At 50.7% G+C, this 18089-nt stretch carries 21 protein-coding genes; 12 read left to right on the top strand and 9 right to left on the bottom strand.

Annotation, left to right across the window (positions count from 1 at the left end):
- Positions 1-47 precede the first annotated feature (47 nt).
- Positions 48-734, bottom strand: coding sequence for a hypothetical protein (locus DFR42_RS19375; RefSeq protein WP_110256686.1), 687 nt, complete (start codon positions 732-734; stop codon positions 48-50).
- A gap of 185 nt (positions 735-919) precedes the next feature.
- A complete protein-coding gene (locus DFR42_RS19370; protein WP_110256685.1) occupies positions 920-1774 on the bottom strand; it encodes a YdaU family protein in 855 nt (284 codons plus the stop codon).
- Positions 1775-2330: 556 nt separating this feature from the next.
- On the opposite strand from DFR42_RS19370, the gene DFR42_RS19365 reads away from it, so the two are divergent.
- The gene (locus tag DFR42_RS19365; RefSeq protein WP_110256684.1) at positions 2331-2696 is read left to right on the top strand and encodes a hypothetical protein; all 366 of its coding nucleotides are present in this window, start codon (positions 2331-2333) and stop codon (positions 2694-2696) included.
- On the opposite strand, the gene DFR42_RS19360 is transcribed toward DFR42_RS19365, so the two are convergent.
- The 3 genes from DFR42_RS19360 to DFR42_RS19350 all read right to left on the bottom strand — a co-directional run bounded on the left by DFR42_RS19360 (position 2675) and on the right by DFR42_RS19350 (position 4276).
- Positions 2675-3292 (bottom strand): DUF4865 family protein, encoded by a 618-nt coding sequence (locus DFR42_RS19360; protein ID WP_110256683.1) that lies wholly within the window; start codon positions 3290-3292, stop codon positions 2675-2677. The genes DFR42_RS19365 and DFR42_RS19360 overlap by 22 nt on opposite strands.
- A 231-nt stretch (positions 3293-3523) precedes the next feature.
- A complete protein-coding gene (locus DFR42_RS19355; RefSeq protein ID WP_110256682.1) occupies positions 3524-3928 on the bottom strand; it encodes a tautomerase family protein in 405 nt (134 codons plus the stop codon).
- 3 nt (positions 3929-3931) lie between these two features.
- Positions 3932-4276: a carboxymuconolactone decarboxylase family protein gene (locus DFR42_RS19350; protein ID WP_110256681.1), complete on the bottom strand. Its 345-nt coding sequence runs from the start codon at positions 4274-4276 to the stop codon at positions 3932-3934.
- A gap of 129 nt (positions 4277-4405) precedes the next feature.
- On the opposite strand from DFR42_RS19350, the gene DFR42_RS19345 reads away from it, so the two are divergent.
- The 3 genes from DFR42_RS19345 to DFR42_RS19335 all read left to right on the top strand — a co-directional run bounded on the left by DFR42_RS19345 (position 4406) and on the right by DFR42_RS19335 (position 6297).
- A complete protein-coding gene (locus tag DFR42_RS19345; protein ID WP_110256680.1) occupies positions 4406-5305 on the top strand; it encodes a LysR substrate-binding domain-containing protein in 900 nt (299 codons plus the stop codon).
- Between the two features lie 46 nt (positions 5306-5351).
- Complete coding sequence (locus DFR42_RS19340; RefSeq protein ID WP_110256679.1) at positions 5352-5804, top strand: DUF6714 family protein; 453 nt, start codon at positions 5352-5354, stop codon at positions 5802-5804.
- Between the two features lie 118 nt (positions 5805-5922).
- Complete coding sequence (locus DFR42_RS19335) at positions 5923-6297, top strand: VOC family protein (protein WP_110256678.1); 375 nt, start codon at positions 5923-5925, stop codon at positions 6295-6297.
- A 332-nt stretch (positions 6298-6629) separates the two neighbouring features.
- Here DFR42_RS19335 and DFR42_RS19330 read toward each other — a convergent pair whose 3' ends face one another.
- The 3 genes from DFR42_RS19330 to DFR42_RS19320 form a co-directional block, all read right to left on the bottom strand.
- Positions 6630-8096: a DUF6892 domain-containing protein gene (locus tag DFR42_RS19330; protein WP_110256677.1), complete on the bottom strand. Its 1467-nt coding sequence runs from the start codon at positions 8094-8096 to the stop codon at positions 6630-6632.
- Positions 8097-8285: 189 nt separating this feature from the next.
- Positions 8286-9302 carry a hypothetical protein gene (locus DFR42_RS19325; protein WP_146218902.1) on the bottom strand — a complete coding sequence of 339 codons (1017 nt, stop codon included), beginning with the start codon at positions 9300-9302 and terminating at the stop codon, positions 8286-8288.
- Positions 9299-10216, bottom strand: a complete 918-nt coding sequence (locus tag DFR42_RS19320; RefSeq protein ID WP_110256675.1) for a hypothetical protein — start codon at positions 10214-10216, stop codon at positions 9299-9301. Before DFR42_RS19320 ends, DFR42_RS19325 begins: the two co-directional genes overlap by 4 nt.
- A 275-nt stretch (positions 10217-10491) precedes the next feature.
- On the opposite strand from DFR42_RS19320, the gene DFR42_RS19315 reads away from it, so the two are divergent.
- The 6 genes from DFR42_RS19315 to DFR42_RS19285 all read left to right on the top strand — a co-directional run bounded on the left by DFR42_RS19315 (position 10492) and on the right by DFR42_RS19285 (position 15034).
- The gene (locus DFR42_RS19315; RefSeq protein ID WP_146218901.1) at positions 10492-10893 is read left to right on the top strand and encodes a hypothetical protein; all 402 of its coding nucleotides are present in this window, start codon (positions 10492-10494) and stop codon (positions 10891-10893) included.
- 30 nt (positions 10894-10923) lie between these two features.
- The gene (locus DFR42_RS19310; protein ID WP_110256673.1) at positions 10924-11655 is read left to right on the top strand and encodes an ATP-grasp domain-containing protein; all 732 of its coding nucleotides are present in this window, start codon (positions 10924-10926) and stop codon (positions 11653-11655) included.
- Between the two features lie 33 nt (positions 11656-11688).
- A complete protein-coding gene (locus tag DFR42_RS19305; protein WP_110256672.1) occupies positions 11689-12159 on the top strand; it encodes a YbaK/prolyl-tRNA synthetase associated domain-containing protein in 471 nt (156 codons plus the stop codon).
- Positions 12160-12182: 23 nt separating this feature from the next.
- Positions 12183-12677, top strand: coding sequence for a hypothetical protein (locus tag DFR42_RS19300; protein ID WP_110256671.1), 495 nt, complete (start codon positions 12183-12185; stop codon positions 12675-12677).
- A 174-nt stretch (positions 12678-12851) separates the two neighbouring features.
- Positions 12852-13520: an O-methyltransferase gene (locus DFR42_RS19295; RefSeq protein WP_110256670.1), complete on the top strand. Its 669-nt coding sequence runs from the start codon at positions 12852-12854 to the stop codon at positions 13518-13520.
- Between the two features lie 410 nt (positions 13521-13930).
- Positions 13931-15034 carry an SMP-30/gluconolactonase/LRE family protein gene (locus tag DFR42_RS19285; protein WP_245937019.1) on the top strand — a complete coding sequence of 368 codons (1104 nt, stop codon included), beginning with the start codon at positions 13931-13933 and terminating at the stop codon, positions 15032-15034.
- 49 nt (positions 15035-15083) lie between these two features.
- On the opposite strand, the gene DFR42_RS19280 is transcribed toward DFR42_RS19285, so the two are convergent.
- Complete coding sequence (locus tag DFR42_RS19280) at positions 15084-15629, bottom strand: hypothetical protein (protein WP_110256668.1); 546 nt, start codon at positions 15627-15629, stop codon at positions 15084-15086.
- 154 nt (positions 15630-15783) lie between these two features.
- Between DFR42_RS19280 and DFR42_RS19275 the strand changes: the two genes are divergently transcribed.
- A complete protein-coding gene (locus tag DFR42_RS19275; protein ID WP_110256667.1) occupies positions 15784-16311 on the top strand; it encodes a demethoxyubiquinone hydroxylase family protein in 528 nt (175 codons plus the stop codon).
- A 133-nt stretch (positions 16312-16444) separates the two neighbouring features.
- Positions 16445-17875, top strand: a complete 1431-nt coding sequence (locus DFR42_RS19270; protein ID WP_170133585.1) for a serine hydrolase — start codon at positions 16445-16447, stop codon at positions 17873-17875.
- The last annotated feature ends 214 nt before the right edge of the window (positions 17876-18089 follow it).

The raw sequence follows: 18089 nt of genomic DNA, 5'->3' as shown, positions 1-18089 counted from the left end.
TAACGAATGTTCGCGGCCAAAGCCACTCCTGGCTACAAAGCTGTAAGTCAGGCAATGACGTAATTCGTTCCCTTGAAACGAATGCTGCCATCCTTGTATCTGGCAAATTCCATCCATTCAACATAATCAAAACCTCGAATCATCGAAGCTCGGTAGCACTGCACAGGTTTATCAAGATTCAGACTAACAGGCCAGAGACGGTCCCACTCATCCAGGCAACGCTCTGCCTCTACCTCATGTACAGCCTCTACGTGCAACTTGGCTGGATCATCCGGGTTACGACTATACCTGTCCCATGGCAGGCCGGCCTTGCGCAAGAGGGCGATGCCGCTAAGTTCGGCCAGGTTCTTGATTTCCATCGCAGCTTCCAGCGTCGTTCCAGGATAAATTTCTGTCCAATGCTGGCCGGGGTAGAATTTTTCACGATAATCCACTACCGGGCACTGCCCCTTGCTGTTGATCCGCGCCGCATATTTTCTGACTTCGCTATCAACAAAATTCCAGGCCCGGTTTTCCCAGTTGATACTCATTGCATCGAACACACAAGCCTTGCCTGGTATGACAAGCGCCTGGGTACTGACAAATGCTTCACGCCTGGTAAGACAACGCACCAGATGCTTGCCATTTTTTAGCTTCGCGGCTGACTGCGCAAGATCGCTAGCACTCAGCACCTGCTCTACCGGTGCCACGTCGCAAGTGAAATAAGGGATTTCATATAAGGTGACGGGGATCATTATTTGCTCCGGAATAAATTCCATATGCTGGACGTGCGTGCAGGATAATCACGGTAATTGTCTACAGTATTTTATAGTTTATTTTACTGGATTGGGGAACTGATCATGTCTGCCGCATAAAATATAATTCCCCCCCCTGCTGCTTCACTATGCCGCCTGAGTTATCTTCAAAGTCTGCATGCAAATCAATATTCTTCCTCATCAAAATAAGTCTCTTCAGGCTTCCATAACGGACGCTTTTCCCAGTCTTGCAGATAATGTTTTTCAGGGCCAAAGAACACACTGATATTCATCACGGCATCAAGCTCGACCTGTTTATCTTGAACAAAAGAACCATAACAAGCGGCACCACCAAACATGATATTGGCGTTGGCGCCTTCTGCAAGACGGGCAGTCCAGGCCTGGTAAGCGGCATCTTTATTGCATGCAGCAGTCTTGGGATAATCTTCCCATGCGTATTCAAAAAGTTCATCGCACAGCTGCGGCGTCGCCGCAGCTTTTGTTTTTGATTTTGATTTTGGTTCTATTTTTTTTACTGGTTGATTGTTTACTGGTTTATGGTTCTTGCTTGCTGGTTCATGGTTATTGGTTGCGATCTGAACCGCTTGTGATGTTGTTTGTGTTTTTGCAGATGTGTTTGCATGTGAGGCTGGATATAAGTTCGCTTCTGATCTTGTTTCTGATTTCACAAACTCCTCATCTGCATCTCTTATCCCATTTACCCTGGCACCACCCCAGCGCGCCTTGTTGGCCGACTTGGCACGATCAGCCTTGGCCCGGTACAAAGCCAGTTCCTCTTCACAACGGCTATGGGTATGACCTGCATCTGTGATCACAAAGAAATCAGACAAGACATCGCTCACTTCTTGCAGATGTGCGCGCATGCCTATCAGGCGCGCCACTTTTTCTGCGTCGGCTGGCAAGGCAGTTTCAGTGGTGTAATACAAGTCCAGCATACGGCGGTAAGCCAGGTCTTCCAGCAAGCCAAGATGACGGGTGTGCGAGGCATAATCGCCCAGGTGGAAAGGATAGAAATTCATACCTGGCCTCCCACTGTGCTTGCTACCTGGCAGCGCTTGATATAGTCGGAGGCCAGCCCTGGATTTGCATGGCCGTGCGTGTACGTCGGTATCATCATATTCAATGAAGTCCTTAAAAAATGCGTGATGAAACACAGCCAGATGAGCTGTGTGTGGAATTAATTATTGAAAGTGCAGTTTTGAAACTACTGTTTTGAAATACGGAAGAGCAGCAATGTACCGACGTGCTAAGTATGCGAATTAATGTGCGGAGAGTTCGCGACGAATGCGCAACGAATGCACTGCAAAATACTATGCAAATGCAATCCGGAAAAGAGAGAGAATAAAAACGTCAGGCTTGGGCATAAGATGCACGCATCCCCCGTAAGGATGTATAGTACACAACTCGCGTACTCCTTACAAATTTTTCTTAATACCTGTTTTTATCGTGGATGAACCGCACATCGCTGCCAGTATGAACATTGATGCAAAGTTCGTTTGCCGTCAAAGTGGCTGAAAATTTGAACGCATTCATCGCTGTATCATCCCCAAGAAAAACTACCACCAGGAACATACCTTGATCATCCAGTTCTCTGCCAGCGAAGCAGCCATGGACACCGAATATGAGACCGTCACCACGGGCGTCACCAATGGTGAAGAATACCTGCTATTCCAGCGCCATGAAATCCACGGCGATGAAGACGACACCGGCGTATATATCGAATACCAGGATCAGTGCCAGGCCGGTGAAAACATCGTCGCCAGCGTGAGCCTCAGCAGAAACCTGCTCACCGTCATACTCGCCGCCCCCTTATACCAGCGCAAAGAGATCAGCAGCTTTGAAATCTGCCTCAACATCAGCGACGCGCAGTTCACGGCGCTCAGGCAAGGGCTGGAGTTCACGTTTTGGGACAGGATGGATCAGTTACTTATCGTAGAATAAGATACATACATATCCGGCGCGGACACATGCCCCACTTCATACACCTGCACATGCGCAGGAAAACCCGCGGCCAGTGCGGCAGTTTTAGCCACTGCCGCATCGCGCCATAAAGTAAAGCGCACCAGTGTCCATTCATTGGGATCAAAAGCCACCAGTGTTGCCAGCACGCCGTCTTGCTGGCTGAGTCTTTTTGCGGCGCCCGTTTCTTCTTCACGCAAGCTGCACAGTGCGGTGTAAGGCGCGATACTGCTGATCTGGCGAGTGGCGAATGTGGCGCTGCGCACCTGCTCACCGACATGGCTATGCCATACCGACCATTGCTTGACCGCAGGCCAGCCAAAGGCATGCGAGACGGCCCTGAAGCCATCGCCGCAGAGAAAATTGTTCATGCCCTCATTGTCATGCCACAGATAAAAAGGGGCGTAGACATTCTGGCTCGATGCCGTGGCTATGCTGTCTTTGCTGGTGTGCAGATAAGCTTTGAAAGCCAGGCCAGGGAAGTTGTCCAGCATATGCCCCTTGCTGGCGATGCGCTGGCGCACGATGTCCATGTCATAGTCGGCAGGGAGGGTGAAGTTGTATTGCATGGCGAGCATGTTTAGCATCCTTTAATTAATATTTTTTCTTCCGTTACCATCACAGGGGAAAGGTAAAACTTCGTAGCTTGGGCTTGGCCTCGGCAGTCTATGCATTGTAGGTTGGGCTACGGGTTATCAGCCCAACACTGGACCTTTAATAAACATATGCCTTATTCAAGCGCCGAGTGTTGGGCTGATGAAGCGTAGCCCAACCTACGAACCCGGCCCAACCTCCTTAATTGCACAGCCTCACTCATACCGCGCCACCCCGTCATATATAAGCCCGCCACTAAATGACCAGTCCTCTGCCGCTGTGGTAGTGATGATGACCATCACATCCTCTGCCCTCAGCCCCGGCGACTGTGCCAGCAGTTCAACCAGGCGCTGGTAGAACGCCTGCTTGGTGGCGGCACTGCGCTGGCGGCCAGCGGTGATCTGTATCAGCACAAAATCATCCGACCTTGGCTGGCCCTGGTGACTGAGATAATCGCGGTCAAACACCAGCTCATGGGCCTCGTGTTGCTGGATGATCTGGAAGCGGTCTTTGAGTGGCACTTCATAGGCATCGACCAGGGCCTGGTGCAAGGCATCAGACAAGGCTTGCAGGTATGCAGATGATTTACCCTTCAACAGGGATACGCGGCTCATGGGCATGATTTACTCCTTTGATTTTGCAGTGGTTGGGTATCCAGGTAACTGGCGCAGCGCGCTGATGGCCGACGCAGCCGTGGGCCAGCCCGCATAAAACGCCAGATGTGTAATCACTTCCACCAGCTCTGCATGGGTGATGCCGTTGTCCAGCGCACGCTGCAAGTGGAAGGGCAATTGCTCACTGCGGTTCAGGGCGATCAGGCTGGCAACCGTGATCAGGCTGCGTTCACGCGCTGGCAGGCCTGGCCTTTGCCAGATGTCATCGAACAAGACCTGATCGGTCAGCTCGGCAAACCTGGGGGCGATGTCGCCCATCAGTTCACGGGCGATGGTGCTGGGGGTGATTTGCATGCTGTAACTCCAAAAAAGAGGTTGACATGCACAAGATACGCCACTATCTTCATCCATAAAATCAGATAATTTCAAACCAATCATTCCAAAAAACGGGATGGACATAAAATAAACAAAAGGAGTGAGCCAGTGAGCAAGATCACCTTTGACCTCGATGTCATGCGCACCTTTGTGACTGGCATAGAGCTTGGCAGCTTTGCCAAGGCGGCAGACAGGCTGGGCCGCTCTACCTCTGCCGTCAGCGCCCAGCTCAAAAAGCTGGAAGACCAGGTCGGCAGCCCCATCCTGCGCAAGTCAGGCCGCGGCATGCTGCCCACGGCTGCGGGCGAAACCCTGCTGGCCTATGGCCGCCGCCTGCTGGAACTCAATGACGAAGCCGCCGCTGCCGTGCGCGGAGTTGACCTGGAAGGCTGGATCAGGCTGGGCATACCTGAAGACTTTGGCGAACGCATACTTACCGACGTACTGGGCCGCTTCGCCCGCGCCCATCCCAGGGTCAGGATAGAAGCCAAAATCGCCCGTAATGCTGCCCTGCTAGACCTTATCACCGCAGGCCAACTGGATCTGGCGCTGACCTGGGATGCCAGCATCAGCACCCCGCACAGCGAACACCTGCGCAATTTTGCCATGCACTGGATAGGCCCAGCAGACCCGCAACTGCAAGCCAGCTATTCCAGCGATGAACCCTTGCCCCTGGTCGCCTTCGAATCGCCCTGCCTCATGCGCAGTTGCGCCACCAGCGCGCTGGACCGCGCCAACATACCCTGGCGTTTATCCTTCACCAGCCCCAGCCTCAGCGGCATCTGGGCCGCCGTCGCCGCAGGCCTGGGCGTGACCGTCCGCACCGCCGTTGGCCTGCCCAATCACCTGCGCATCATAGCCAACCCCGCCCTGCCCGCCCTACCCACGCTGGGCCTGAGCCTGCATCGCATGGAGGCCGAGCCTGAGCTGGCAGTGCAAAGATTGCGCGAGATTATTGTCGAGACCTTGATGGTGGAAGATATGGGGCTGCAGTTGAAAGCAGCGTGAAGCTTTGTCCACGTCCATGCTAAATTGTTTTTTTGCAGATGCTAATATGACCCAACACACAGATATCATTACCATGATCCGCTCTGCCTGGGCAGGCGCGGCACCGCCGCTGCCAGGTAACATCTCAGGACCAACTGATGATGACGAAGGCGTTGCCAGCTATTTCACCAACAAGCCATGGCAGGGACATAGTGCGGCGACATTGCGTCGCCTGGGTTTTGCGCTCACCGTATTTACTGACGAAGCCTTTGCCTATTACCTGCCCGCCTATCTGATTGCTGACATCGAAGAACCTGAAGTGTCCGATACCAATGCGGCAGGCATTTTATCCAGGCTTTCCAGCTTCCAGGGACCGGCTGTGGTGGCAAGACTGAATACCTCACAGAGATCCGCATTGCGTGCCTACATCGCGTTTTTTCTGGAGCGGGACTTTGGCCCCTACGACGACAAGTGCGCCAGGATACTTCGATTTATTGATAATGCAGATGCCCATGTTTGAGCAACGATTCAAGCTGAAGCCAAGGTCATTTGCATGGCCCGATTTGCTCATGTAGTATCTGTGCCAGGTGATCGATCGCGACCATCAAATTTTCGTCAGACATCTTCAAGGAGGCAATATGAAACGTGTTGTTGGCATAGGCGGCGTGTTTTTTAAAGCAAAAGATCCCAAAGCCCTGGGTGCTTGGTATCGAGATCATCTTGGTTTTGACCTGAGCGAATGGGGTGGCGCAGTATTCGAGGCCAATGGCAGCAACAATGAGGCAAAAACCGCCTGGTCATTATTCCCTGGCGACTCGACCTATTTTGCGCCCAGCACCCAGCCCTTCATGATCAATTACCGCGTCGACGACCTGCTCGCCCTGCTCGCCGCCCTGCGCGAAGAAGGTTGTGATGTCGATGCCAAAGTCGATGATTCAGAATATGGCAAATTTGGCTGGGTCATGGACCCGGAGGGTAATAGGGTGGAGTTGTGGGAACCGCCGAAAGCCTGACAGGCAATATCCTTGATTTCATGTCTTGCCTAACGGTGCTCCGTAAGCACCGATTTTTGTCTGACGCGCAACGAGATTGCACCCGCGTCACAGCAATGTCTGCAAAAGGATAAGCGTAGGGTGCATTGCAATGCACCGTATGAAATCGCCGCATACTGGAAATCATACTGGTGTTTGACCAGCTGCGCATATGGAAGAATAAGCCATTCTGTTTTTTTGCATACATGCGGCGCATTGCAATGCGCCCTACCTTACGGCGCTGATTGCGCTTTGCTCTATTTTTACCATTACCCTCAAACCCGTCATGCCGGACTTGATCCGGCATCCATTGCCTAACTCACTCGTATGGATTTTTTTTCCAGCTCTACCCCATACTGTTCAAGGAACCGGGACGGCATGGACGACATGCTTTTCAAGTTAGGGACGAGGCTGACATCGTCTGCGGACGCTACGTCGAAGATATCGCATTCACCATCCCAGTAAGGAAAAATCTGGCGATAAATCTCATTGCTGCCGTCAAATGCCAGCTGTTCCACTTGCTCCAAAAGTGAAGCAGGAATCAGCAGCTTCTCGAAATACGCCAGCACTTCGGGGATGACATCGTAGCCTTCTTTCTCTATCATGATTTCGCGCTCTGTATACTGCCGGACAAACTCATGCACATCAAAGCGTGGCAGGAGCTTTGCCTGCTTGTACATCAGCTCTTCTATGACTAGCAGCTTGAAGTTGATGTCTTTAAATTGCTGCGCACCCTGCCCGGGTGGTGCTGGGTCGGGGGATGGTGATCCTGTAGTCTGACATAGTGATATCAAGGCATCGATGTGCGTTCCGGAATGCCCGCTATCGACTATCATGCTCGCAAGGCGCATTGCTTTCTTCGATTTGCTCATCAGCAAACGCCTGTCTTCATCGGTTTTCAAGCCATAGAAAAAGGCATAGTGGGTAAATGTATCCAGCTGGCTGGCGGTCCAATTTTTTGAATAGACTTTAATCTCTGCAGTAATCTTGTCCAGATCGTCGTAGATAAAACTGCCACCGCTATTGTCGATTAAATCCAGCATAATGTCATAGAACATTCCACCCAAATCATCATGGGCAACTGCGGTGATATAAAAGTCGATGAGCTGGCTCAGCATGCTTGAACGCTGTGGAGAGCGTTCAATCAAGGCTAGCGTAATGACGTTACCAAATTGTGGCGCAGCTTGCACGAGAGAAAATACCTGGCCAGCAGCCTCAGCCTTGAGATCATCCACCTGATCGAGGCCGCCATGATAAAAATAAATCTCCAGCAGTAACTCAATCGCATCTGTACCGATGCCAGTATATGGCTTGATGGGAATCGCGAACAGCTTTTGCGTCGCGTGTGCAGAAATTCTTTTAATCACCTCAAGAAGTGTGGGCGAATACTGCCTTAAGGCAAGGTGCAAACAGTTGTTTTTACCAGGAAAATAAAATGGGTTATCGTGAAAAGCATAGAGAAGCTGATAAGCGGCTTGTGCTTCCTGCGCATTGGTCCAGCTTGTGCTCTCCAGCGTACTGACAATGGCATCGTATAAGCGATTCGCTGCCGCTGGCGACTGCTCGCCAAAGCTCAACCATGCGCGATTGATGGCCTTGATGAATTGGTTGTACTTGGCCTGGGTCGGCGGAAGTTCCCTTACCAGGCTAATGGTTTCAGCGACGACCGTCCAGCCCTCTTCTGGTGAATGACTTTTAATATCGTCCGCAAAGTCGCCCAAAAGCCGTATCATATTCTTGCTACGGGTCTGCAAGGCATAAAGGAGGTCTTTGCTGATCATTTTTTGTGTCCGTCTCTAAAACACTGCTAAGCGAATTGCTAATCTATAGTGCGCTAAACTTTAACTAATTTGACTGTTTTCAAACTACGGGTTGGCGTTGCAATGGAAATAAAAATTTTTTACATGAGAACAGCATTCTCAATGCATGGAGGCGCCATAAAATTTAAGTTATGTCGACTACGCCTCAATTCAAGAATAAACATAAACCAAAGTCAGCAAACTTTCATTTGGCAGGCTGTCGAATAATTCCTTTTGATTCCTCTCTTCTATTAACACACTGTTTTTAATTATTAAGTTATATTTCAAAAATTTGTGAATATCGAAACGTCTTATATATTCTATTTTTGACAAAAGAAGTAAGTCAATCGAATGGTGAGCATGATCATTCCAAAAAAAATTCCAGATTTCTCGCTCAAATTCTGGCATTCTTTCATCTGGATAAAAAGCCCCTTTACGCGCCTGGCAAAGAATTGCTTCGACGCCTGTTTGTTCCTGCCATTCTTTTATCACGTCACTGTAAGGATCGCCGCTGCAGTTTTGATTCGGGTACTTTTCCCAAAAATATGAAAAAGGCTTCCAGACCATTGATCCACGCACTTCTGCGGCGCTATCCCAGCGACATGCCGCATGATGTTGAACCAAATCACGCATACCTTCAAAGTCAATCGCCGCTTTCTGCGCAGAGCCTGCAAATCCATCGCTGGCAGGAAAGTCGTCGTAGCGGTCAAATACATAAGCTTTCGCTCCTGATTTCAGTTTCCAGGAATTAATCGAACATTCTATGTAATCGAAAAAACCTTCCGGGATAGTCCGGCTCACAATTTCGCAAATATTACCCTTATCATCTAGTCGCACCCATCCTTCTTTGTGCGTATCTCTGAAATCAGGCTCCTGATCTTGGTTAAGAATTGCAACACCATGGATTCTTACTACCCACTCCAGTAAGTTACCTTTGCTTGGCCAATCTGAAGTCTCAAACTCTTCTATCGCTTCGTCCATGATGTCAGCTAACGTCATGTGCTCTGAGAGAGGGTCAGCATAATCTACCCGTTGAAATTTACCGAGCTGATGTCTGAAATTATCGCCAATGACAAGAATAGTTTGGTGGCCCATAAATGGTTTTACCTTTATTTTGAGTCGCAACCCATGATCAGCCAAATTGTATTGATGACATATATCAATATTTCCCGAAGAAAAATCACTCAAGAATGAACATAAGCTATCGTCAACAACGTGTCATCCGCAAGGCTGTCAAATAATGCTCTCTCATCTGGTTCTATCAGTAATATGCCGTCTTTGATGATTATGGAATAGCTCAACAGAGAACGAAGACTATAGCTGTTTATGTACGTGTTTCTTGGCAGGTGTAGTTTGTCGATACCGTAATTAACTGGACGCTGCCAAAGATGATTTCTCATATTAAACTCTTGCTGAGAAAGCTCTTTCCATAGCGACTCGTCAGGTTCAGGCATGGCTAAGATGGCTTTCACGGCTGGCTGCTCTGCCCACTCTGTTCTTGCTAACCGCTGAAGCTCATGACTATATTTTTCTGATTTGTACTTATCCCAGACAACATCAAAAGCTTCCCATGTCTGTGAGCCACAAGCTGCCATGGCATGATCCCATCTTTCGGCAGCGCATCTTTCTATGATTTCCCACATACTGGCCAGATCAATCGCTGATTTTTTTGCCGACCCAGCATATTCAGTGGCAACTGAGAATTCTTCTGCAAAATTGACGTTTATCCCTTCTGCGTCAGGCTTCAATTTCCAATAACTGAGCGTGCCTTCAAACCAGTCGAAAAAACCTTCTGGTATCATGCGTTCTATCACCGAAGAAATTTCGCCATTCGCATCGAGCACTATCCAGCCATTTTTTTGTGCTCCAGTTAAATCAGGTTCACTGCCATCTACAAGAATGTCAACGGCGTACATTCTTTTTACCCAACTCAAAAAGCTATCTTCTGTTTTGGATCCTTTCTCGTAATACGCTTTTGCTTTGTCCAATATTTCAACCGAAAGTATATGCTTTGAAAGAGGATCGGCATATTCAGTGCGCTGAAACTTACCAAGTTGCTCCAGGAAATTGTCGTCAATCACAAGTATGGTTTCATGACCCATTTTTTACCTTCTTTGAATTTAAAAATTTTGGATTTCTCAACGCAGCTCAAAAAATATCGACAGTGTTTCTTTTTACAAACCGAATGTATACGAATATGCGCTAATCGTCGCATCTGCGTTTACTTCTGACGTGCTACGCTGGAAATACATGACGATTATAATCACATCGTATAACATGGCGGCACTTACAAGAGGGCTTTGCAAGCGCCACCTTTACGTTTCGTCGCATGGCTGACTGAAAAATTCATTCTGCCGTATTCAATAATAAGAAATTCATGTCCCCAAAAACCAGGTCCTGGATAAGACTATCAATTTTCTTTATCCTGATGCTCTACTTCCTGACACGCGCCATCGATTATTTGCATCAGGCTAGCTGCGCGCAAAGCCCCGCTGTTGGGGCGACAATCGCCTCCCTTGATCTGGGTTTTATTTCTGCTGCCTGTCAATGGCTGGTCTTGTTATTGGGGGCAGTGATTTGTGTGACCTGGCCTGGCGTCAGTACAGGGCGAGGCGTGTGGCGGGCGGGTCTGTTTATCGTGACGGGTTTTTGTCTGTCGGTCGTGCTATCTGTCTGGTATGAGGCAGATGTGGCCGAGACTTGCGTACGGCCTGGTGTGGCTGTGCAGTATGAAATGCATGAGATCCCCATTGCCATTATTGCTGCTTCCCATATATAGTCTTCGCATCGAACTGGAATATTTTATAACATGCCTACGCTGATATTCACACCACGCTACACCGATGACTCGCAAGCCTTGTGGAAAGCTGCAGGTGCGCTGGGCTGGCAAGTGCAGCGTCTGACAAACTGGCGTGTGCCAGATCACATGCAAGATCTGGATGAACCAGTATTGTATGGGGAAGCCCTGTTTGGCCCAACGCTGGCAGAGCAGTTGGGCTTACGCCTGCTCAGTCCACCTGAAGACTGGCTGGTACGTCTGCCCATGGAATACAAGCTGCGCACGATCAGCCTGCAAACCCTGGGGCAGGCGCGCCAGCTTACCCAGCCTGCTTTTATCAAGCCTCCGAATGACAAGAGCTTTCCGGCGGATGTCTATACTGGCGCAACGCTGCCAGCTGAATATGATGACGACATGGCGGTACTGGTGTCGGACGTGGTGACATGGGAAAAAGAATTTCGCTGCTTTATCTTGCAGCGCAAACTCATTACCTACTCCATCTATTCACGCTTTGGCGATGTGCAACGCGATACTGATTTCGCCAGCAGCGCCGATGAAGACCAGGCACTCATCGCATTCATGAGCAGCTTGCTGGCTGACGAGCGCGTAGATTTGCCCGAGGCCTGCGTGGTCGATGCTGGCATGCTGTCCACGGGTGCATGGGCTTGCGTAGAACAGAACGCCGCCTGGGGCGCGGGCATCTATGGCTGCGACCCGGCCAGGGTGCTGGAAGTCTTGCGGCATGCATCGGTCAGGATTTGAAATTTGACGGCGCTATTCGCCAAGGATGACACCATGTTCGAACAATTGAAAACCCTGCTGCAAACCAATGGTGCCCGTTTCCGCGTAGTGGAGCATCCCGCCGAGGGCCAGTCAGAAAAAGTGGCGGCCATACGTGGCACCGAGGTTGGCCAGGGTGCCAAGGCCATGCTGTGCCAGAGCAAGGATGAAGCAGCCAAATTGATACTGGCGATTTTGCCTGGCGACCAGAAAATTGACTTCAAAAAACTGGCGGCGGCTGTACAAGTCAAAAAAACCAGCTTTGCAGCCCCTGAAGCAGCAATGGCAAAAACCGGTTGCGTGATTGGTGCGATACCGCCTTTTGTGTTTTCGGATGAGATACAACTGGTGCTGGACCCGTCGCTGGTGGCGCGTTATGCAGAAATCGCTTTCAATGCCGGGCGGCTGGATACATCCATCATCTTGAATACCGATGATTATCTGCGCATCGCCAAACCCCTGCTGCATGATATCTGTGCAGATTGATGGAATAAATCAGAAAGCAATCTATGCTCTTATTAAGCCTGCCCAGCCGCCATCCTTACCTGATAGTGATATGGGCAGTCATCACTTTTATGTGTGGTGCTGAACATGCAGGCTTCGTGATTTACCTCCTTGCTGCGCCCAGCCTTGTGTATGCCGTCACCAGATGCCTGTTCAACTTGCGCTCTGCAAAAGTGCGCAACAAGTATGCATTCCTCACAGCTGTCATCTTGTTGTCGTCTGCCATCGTGGCAGGTGTGCATACATGGCGTCATCATCAGGCGCGCGACTATGCGGATACTATTGTTGCAGCACTTGAAAAACATCAACAACAATATGGAAAACTCCCTGTCAGTCTGGATGAAATTCCGGCCCTGGCGAGCGATGGCAGGCGTCCACACATGCTGGCGTATCTGAACGGCAAAGATGGTCCTTACCTGATGTATGCAGCCACCTTTGTACCGTTTGAGGCATGGCACTATGATTTCAAAGAGCGACTTTGGGTTTATGATTATGATTGAATTTTTTCAGTGGAGAGTCTGCGATGAGAAGCAAAGTGCATCACACTAATTAGCTGCCATCCTTAGCAGGTATTAGAATAGATATAGCTGTTTAAATACACCATGGCAGACGCGCTGTCTTTCGCGCAGCGTCCTATAAGGACTAAGCATTTCTCAATCAAATAAGGATGTCACATGCAAGAAACCACCTGGATCGCTGTCGATAACTATTTTTGTGAACGCCTGATCCCTGCCGACCCTGTATTGACGGCCACATTGCAGAACAGTGATGCGGGGGATTTACCGCAGCATAACGTGGCCCCCAACCAGGGCAAGTTTTTGCATTTGCTGGCAAGCTTGCAAGGCGCTAAAACCGTACTGGAATTTGGCACCCTGGGTGGCTACAGCACGATATGGCTGGCACGTGCCCTGCCTGAAGGCGGGCGTGTGGTGTCGCTGGAATTTAACCCACACAATGCAGCGATTGCGCAAAAAAATATAGACCGTGCAGGCTTGTCGCACATGGTGGATATCCGCGTTGGCAAGGCGCTGGATACTTTGCCACAACTGCAGGCCGAAAGCATACATCCATTTGATCTGATTTTTATCGATGCTGACAAACCAAATAATCCACATTACCTGGAATGGTCATTAAAACTCTCACGCCCCGGCACACTCATCATTGGTGACAATGTGGTGCGCAATGGCGCGGTAGTTGACCCCGCCAGCACCGATGCCAATGTACAGGGCGTGCGCAGTTTTATGGATTTGATGGCCAACAACCCGCGCCTGTCTGCCACTGCCTTGCAAACCGTGGGCAGCAAGGGGTATGACGGTTTCTCGATGGCGCTGGTGATTGCCTAGAGTATAGCCGGGCCGTTGGGTGCTGGCGACGCACCCTGCAAAAGACAAAGACCAAAAATCTCACCACAGAGGCACAGAGATACAGAGATACAGAGATACAGAGATACAGAGATACAGAGATACAGAGATACAGAGATACAGAGGCGGCACTGAGTAGATTGCCGCCAGTAGTACGTGCAATGCGCTCTGCAGGACATAATGTTAAGTACTCGGTTGAAAAAGTGTAGTAGCGGCCAGGCTTCTCATCCAGCAACAAATTTTGCATGGCTTGATAAGGATTTGCGCAGTCTTCTCAAGAAAAATTATAGTTTTTTCAAAGAGCCTGATACCTCTACTGCTACTCATTTTCGCAATGTGTTATATGATGCGCGCAGCCTGCCATCACCATCCTGTTCGTCATATAAAACCGCATGAAACGTCTTGCCATGGTAATCCCCCTCATCGTCGCTTTTACTGCCTATCTGACTCTCAAACCCGTACCCATAGCGCCAAACGCCTGGCAGGCACCTGCTGCGCCTGGTTATACCGGTGTGCATGCGGCCAATACCAGACTGCAGGGTTTGCACCAGATCGATTTGCATGGTGAGGTCGGGCCTGAGCATGTGGTCATGGGCCCTGATGGCAAGCTCTACACCGGTGTAGAGAGCGGCAATATCTTGCGCATGCAGCACGATGGCAGCGGGCAGGAAGTATTTTGCAATACCGGCGGCAGGCCACTGGGCATGGCTTTTGATGCCGATGGCAAGCTGATCGTGGCAGATGCCTACAAGGGCTTGCTGTCTGTGACTGCGGACGGCAGCGTGTCAGTCTTGCTGGGCATGGCTGAAGGTGGGCCGCTTCATTTCCCCGATGCGGTGGTGGTAGCAAAAAACGGCAATATCTATCTCAGCGATTCATCCACGCGTTTTAGCCCCAGACTATGGGGTAGCACGACAGAAGCAGCCATGCTGGATATTTTTGAACAATCGTCCACAGGCCGGGTACTGGAATACCAGCCTGCCAGCAAGGAAGTGCGCGTGGTGGCGGAGGGATTAAGTTTTTCCAATGGCATTGTCCTCAGCAGCGATGAGACGGCGCTGTTCATCAGTGAGAGTGGTAAATACAGAGTGTGGAAAATAGCTGTCGCTGCCAGGCAGCTTGAACTCAACAGGTCCATACCGCAGCTCACACCACTAGCCAGCATCGTCTTCGATAACCTGCCCGGCTATCCAGACAACCTCACCCGCGGCCAGGATGGAAAAATCTGGCTGGGCCTGGCTGGCCAGCGCAATTTTCTCGACTTCACGGCAGAACGGCCCTACCTGCGCAGCATGGCCCTGCGCATCCCGCGCATGCTATGGAAAATGCCGCCCAGCTACGGCCATGTCATCGCCTTTCAGGAGGACGGCAAAGTCATCGCTGACCTGCAAGACCCCAGCGGCGACTCACCCACCGTCACGGGCGTGACAGAAACGGCGAACAGGCTGTATATCCATAACGTCAATGGCAAGGGGCTGGGGTGGATGGCGCGGTAAATGTCGCTGTGCAGTTTATCACCATCATGTATGACCCAGGCTCAGCGCTTTACTTGCGCCTCAACCAGCCTTCATCAACGATGGGCCATGGTGTCGATGATGAGCGCAGATAATGCGCATATATCTCGCGGAAATCAGCGTTCTCAGGCTTGGCGCTGCTGTAGAAAGTGGCTTCAAGGCCTTGCGATAAATCCTGCCAGAACGCTATTTTCCTGTATCTGTCTCCAATGAATTTTTTTAAGGCAGAATGGATATCGTCCGGTTCAGTCGTGAGATGAAAAACAAAACCACCAACATCGACTGCTACGAATGCACTGCTGAAACATATGCCGCTGCCGCGATGTCGCCAATGCTGGCGCATGCTGAATTGTCGGTCTGCATCCAGAGTCATCAGCTCAGCGAATGTATTGACGAAGATGCCGTCGCATCTGCTTTCGTACTCAATATCCTGGCTGTCTTCGCTCAGCGTATGGCTATAGCACTCTCCACTGACTACATGCTCAAGATCATATTTATCGGCAAGATTCCAGAGCAGCCCAACATTTGGTGCTACTCTTGGGGGAATAAAAAAGTAGATTTCAAGTTTTTCTGCCATAGTTCATATTGAATTTCGGTAATGTGATTTTTTTAAGCACAAGCTAGCTATTACTTTACCATTGAAGCTGGAAAAGGCTAGCATGCGCATAGGAGCTGGAATGTACTAAATTACTCAGTCTGTCGCGTTTTTTTTGATGTAGACAAGGGAAAATATGATTGCAACTGGCAACTCACACGCGAACCGTATCTTGCAAGTCAATCATGCTGGCGAGCATGGGGCTGTGCATATCTATGCCGGGCAAATCCTCGTCGCCAGGCTGACTGCACCTGCCATGCTGACCGAACTGCGTGAGTTCAAGGCACATGAAGAAAAGCATCGAGCCCTGTTTGCGGCAGCCTTGCAACGCCGCTCTTGCCGGCCATGCCATAGTGTTTTTTTATGTGCCGCTGGCGGGTTTGTGTTGGGCGCGGTCACTGCGCTGTTTGGCCGCCGCGCCATTGCCGCCACGACGGTAGCTGTAGAACGTGTGGTCTTACGCCACTTGCAATCACAAATCAGCACTCTGGCAAATCAGGATGCCGAAGCCGTAGAAGTGATCACTGCCATTGTCGCAGAAGAGCAAATGCATCATGACCAGTCTGCCACGCATTTGGAAAAATCAAGCATGTGCAGCAAGTCCTTGCAAGCTGCGGTATCGGGTGCAACAGAAATGGTGATCTGGACTGGCATGCGCGTGTAATACTATTGCGCGCGCAGGTGTTTGCAGCATGCTTTGCATGATTTACATAGTGCATATCTGTATGGCATGCTCTTTGCTGCTCTGCTGGTTTAGTCCACTTATTGATCCGATTTTCATAAAGCCAGAAAAACTCATGAGACCACGATTAAGCGCGATTTTTTGTGTAGCCTTGCTGGGCAATGTCTGCATGCCTGCCGCTGCTGCGACTTTTACTGCTGCTGCCAATGCAATCAGCAGCAACACTGCCATGAGAAAAACCATGGACAGCTATCTGCAAACCACCTTTAAGCCTGGTTTGCCTGGTGCAGCTGTGCTGGTCTTGCGTGATGGCCAGCCTGTGTTTAAAAAAGCCTATGGCAAGGCCAGCCTGGAATTGAATGTGGCCATGCAGACCGATGCCGTTTTTCATGTCGCCTCGGTCAGCAAGCAATTCACCGGCGCGGCCTTGTTGAAACTGGCAGAACAGGGCAAGCTGGATGTGCAGGCACCCGTGAGCCAGTATTTGCCCGATACGCCACCGGCCTGGGCTGCGATGACCCTGAGCCATCTGGCCAGCCATACTTCAGGCATCCCCAATCTGTATGGTCTGCCCATCATGCAGCCGCGCTTGCGTGAAGACCTGGCACCGGCAGAATTATTTGCCATCGCCAGAGAGCTGCCCTTGCTGGCTGCACCTGGCAGCCAGTTTCACTATGCCACAATCAACTATACGCTGCTGGCCATGGTCATCAGCAAGGTCGCGGGTCAACCCTATGAAGCCTATGTGGATGAACAATTCATCCAGCCCCTGGGTTTGAAGCACACGGTATTCTCCATCGGCAATGCCGTCGTGCCTGGTCTGGTCACGCCTTATGCGGCTGGCCCTGCCACTGCACCTTATCTGAGTCATCACTTGGGCTATGGTGGTGGCAGCTATTATTCAAACGCCAGTGATATCGCCAGATGGACCCTGGCCTTGCAAGACGGCAAAGTGCTAAGCCCGGCCAGCCTGGCCTTGATGAACACGCCCTATAAACTCACTGACGGCAAGCAAGTGCATTATGGCTATGGTTTGCGCCCGCATACCTTGAACAAGGCTGCATATATACAAAGCAATGGCGATATCCCCGGCTTTCATAGCGAAACGGTGTACCTGCCAGCAAAGCGGGTATTTGTCGCTGTCTTGCATAATGGTGAAGGCGTGGCCCGCACCGGCTTGCAAGGCATGGTCAAGCGCCTGGCCCTGATCGCCACTGGTCAGGCGTATCAAGCGCCAAAAGCCATCGCATTTGATACAGCAAAACTGGCCGCTTATGTGGGCCTGTATCAGAACGGCGGTGAGACTGGCAAGATCACGCTGGAAAAAGGCAAATTGTATGCGGCGTTTTCTGCCGATTCGCCCGCCATGCCCATCAGCGCCCTGTCTGCCACTGAGTTTTTTTATGACGACAACCCCGACTTTCGCCTGCGCTTTGTACTGCGCGAAGGCAAGGCCATCAGCGCCCACTGGGTGGAAATGGATGCGCTCAATGATGAGCAAGATGCGGTTTTATTGCGGGTGGAGACGCTGAGCAAATCCCGGTAGGAGCGGCTTCAGCCGCGAAAACCTGACACAAGCAGCAATAACCGATACGGCATGCTGTTCGCGGCTAAAGCCGCTCCTACACCATGCAGCAAGAAGCAGCCTTGTCGAGCGAGACGTTACGCGAACTTTCGTAGGAGCGGCTTCAGCCGCGAATGTCTGACACGACCGTGAATGTCGGACACGGCCACATCTTCGCGGCTAAAGCCGCTCCTAC

This window comes from Undibacterium pigrum (assembly GCF_003201815.1).
Lineage (GTDB): Bacteria > Pseudomonadota > Gammaproteobacteria > Burkholderiales > Burkholderiaceae_D > Undibacterium > Undibacterium pigrum.
The sequence above is the reverse complement of the archived record's forward strand: the minus strand, read 5'-3'. Positions and strand labels throughout refer to the sequence as shown.

Coding starts and splice junctions, on each gene's coding strand:
- DFR42_RS19375 (WP_110256686.1), bottom strand. CDS start 734: ATGATCCCCGTCACCTTATATGAAATCCCTTATTTCACTTGCGACGTG.
- DFR42_RS19370 (WP_110256685.1), bottom strand. CDS start 1,774: ATGAATTTCTATCCTTTCCACCTGGGCGATTATGCCTCGCACACCCGT.
- DFR42_RS19360 (WP_110256683.1), bottom strand. CDS start 3,292: ATGCTCGCCATGCAATACAACTTCACCCTCCCTGCCGACTATGACATG.
- DFR42_RS19355 (WP_110256682.1), bottom strand. CDS start 3,928: ATGCCCATGAGCCGCGTATCCCTGTTGAAGGGTAAATCATCTGCATAC.
- DFR42_RS19350 (WP_110256681.1), bottom strand. CDS start 4,276: ATGCAAATCACCCCCAGCACCATCGCCCGTGAACTGATGGGCGACATC.
- DFR42_RS19340 (WP_110256679.1), top strand. CDS start 5,352: ATGACCCAACACACAGATATCATTACCATGATCCGCTCTGCCTGGGCA.
- DFR42_RS19335 (WP_110256678.1), top strand. CDS start 5,923: ATGAAACGTGTTGTTGGCATAGGCGGCGTGTTTTTTAAAGCAAAAGAT.
- DFR42_RS19330 (WP_110256677.1), bottom strand. CDS start 8,096: ATGATCAGCAAAGACCTCCTTTATGCCTTGCAGACCCGTAGCAAGAAT.
- DFR42_RS19320 (WP_110256675.1), bottom strand. CDS start 10,216: ATGGGTCATGAAACCATACTTGTGATTGACGACAATTTCCTGGAGCAA.
- DFR42_RS19315 (WP_146218901.1), top strand. CDS start 10,492: ATGTCCCCAAAAACCAGGTCCTGGATAAGACTATCAATTTTCTTTATC.
- DFR42_RS19310 (WP_110256673.1), top strand. CDS start 10,924: ATGCCTACGCTGATATTCACACCACGCTACACCGATGACTCGCAAGCC.
- DFR42_RS19305 (WP_110256672.1), top strand. CDS start 11,689: ATGTTCGAACAATTGAAAACCCTGCTGCAAACCAATGGTGCCCGTTTC.
- DFR42_RS19300 (WP_110256671.1), top strand. CDS start 12,183: ATGCTCTTATTAAGCCTGCCCAGCCGCCATCCTTACCTGATAGTGATA.
- DFR42_RS19295 (WP_110256670.1), top strand. CDS start 12,852: ATGCAAGAAACCACCTGGATCGCTGTCGATAACTATTTTTGTGAACGC.
- DFR42_RS19285 (WP_245937019.1), top strand. CDS start 13,931: ATGAAACGTCTTGCCATGGTAATCCCCCTCATCGTCGCTTTTACTGCC.
- DFR42_RS19280 (WP_110256668.1), bottom strand. CDS start 15,629: ATGGCAGAAAAACTTGAAATCTACTTTTTTATTCCCCCAAGAGTAGCA.
- DFR42_RS19275 (WP_110256667.1), top strand. CDS start 15,784: ATGATTGCAACTGGCAACTCACACGCGAACCGTATCTTGCAAGTCAAT.
- DFR42_RS19270 (WP_170133585.1), top strand. CDS start 16,445: ATGAGACCACGATTAAGCGCGATTTTTTGTGTAGCCTTGCTGGGCAAT.